The following is a 1,554-nucleotide window of genomic DNA, read 5'->3' as shown; positions in this document are numbered from 1 at the left end:
AGGGCCGAGAGCTTTACCCAGACTTCCCCTGGTACGATAAAGAAAAGAACATTCGATACAGCAACGCACTCTGCCTGCTGTTCCGTTATCAACTCAGCACAAGTATAAAAACACAAAGAAGTCTTTTCAGACCAACTGCCACACTTGTCAGCGCCAATCTGGGGAGCACTGAGTATCGCAGGACGCACTGCATTTCTACGATTTTTGACAGGCACGGCTACAAAGGATCAAAAGGGAACAATCTTTCACTCAGAAGTCACCAGGCAAGACACTTACTCAATACAATTGCACAACGTGGTGGCCTTGGCGACTTTGAACTGGCCAAGTGGTCAGGAAGAGTGAGGGAAACACAAAACAGAACCTATAACCACGTCAGCCAGGAAGAGAAGGTTCGGGAGTCAGTTAAGCATAACGTGCAGAATATTGGCATTAAACCAGAAAACACCACCCCACGAGCTATAGCAAACCCTTCATGGCGTATTGATGTTAAAGATACAGGCCATGCAGCCATTCACGTGACAGAGTTCGGCTACTGCACTCATGACTACGTAATCTCTCCATGTACGAAGTTCAGGGACTGTATCAATTGCAGCGATCATACGTGCGTGAAAGGGGACAAAGACTCGCTAGGCAGGCTGGAAGCTACTGCGGCATACACAGAGCAGCTTCTTGAAAAGGCAAAGGTTGATATGGAAGAGGAATACGGGGCTGACAAGTGGGTGGCCTATCACGAAAAAACCCAAGCAAGACTTCTGGATTTGATAGCGTTACTCAAAAGCAAAAATCTTGAGGACGGGGCGCTGGTAAGACTGGAGGGTGATGATTTTACACATATGAAAAATCTCACAGGCGCGAGCAGAAATGAACTGATTGGAAATGAAAGGATTAATCATAATTAAAAGGAGAGTCATATGGCTAAACATCTAGATGATAAAGATATCAGCATAATTAAAAACACAATAGCAGGTTGGGACAGTGAGAAGTCAGGTAAGCTTTCATGGGAATATCTTTGTGACAGGCTTGAACCTCTGATTGGTAAGCGACCAACCCGTCAGTCACTGGGGCTTCACAAAGATATTGTCATGGCTTTCAATATTAAGAAGAAAAATATTAAGTCTGGAAACGATGAAGAAAAACGGCCAGCTAATTTAAAAATGGCCTCACAGCGTATCAGTAATCTCGAATTCAAAAATAAAGTACTGGCAGAAGAGCTCAGGAGTCTGGAAGAGAGGTTTGTTGTATGGCAGTTTAATGCTATTAATCACGGACTCAGTTTTGAACAACTTAATAATGGATTGCCCAGGATAGACAGGGAAACAAATGCTGATTAAATATTTAGTTGCGCAGATATTGCGCAATTAAAATTATATGTTATCTTGTATATACAACCAGGGAGTGGTTGATCAATTTTGCAAGGACGCAATCTATGAAAAATACAGACGCTCTTTCAAGGGAAGAAAAGTTACTTTTGCTTTTACAAATGTTCATTGAGAGATTAAAAAAATCAGGTTTTGCTCAGGACAAGATAATTAGATATATCTGGCTATTCTGTGT

Annotated in this window: 1 protein-coding gene and 1 pseudogene; both read left to right on the top strand. The window is 42.2% G+C overall.

All coding sequences use genetic code 11. From position 1 onward, the window contains the following. Positions 1-899: pseudogene (locus FOV68_RS24135) on the top strand (integrase); the annotation flags it as partial. Between the two features lie 12 nt (positions 900-911). Continuing rightward, a complete protein-coding gene (locus tag FOV68_RS23805; RefSeq protein ID WP_143991729.1) occupies positions 912-1,331 on the top strand; it encodes a hypothetical protein in 420 nt (139 codons plus the stop codon). The last annotated feature ends 223 nt before the right edge of the window (positions 1,332-1,554 follow it).

The sequence above is a fragment of the Pantoea sp. paga genome (assembly GCF_007558755.1).
Lineage (GTDB): Bacteria > Pseudomonadota > Gammaproteobacteria > Enterobacterales > Enterobacteriaceae > Pantoea > Pantoea agglomerans.
The sequence above is the reverse complement of the archived record's forward strand: the minus strand, read 5'-3'. Positions and strand labels throughout refer to the sequence as shown.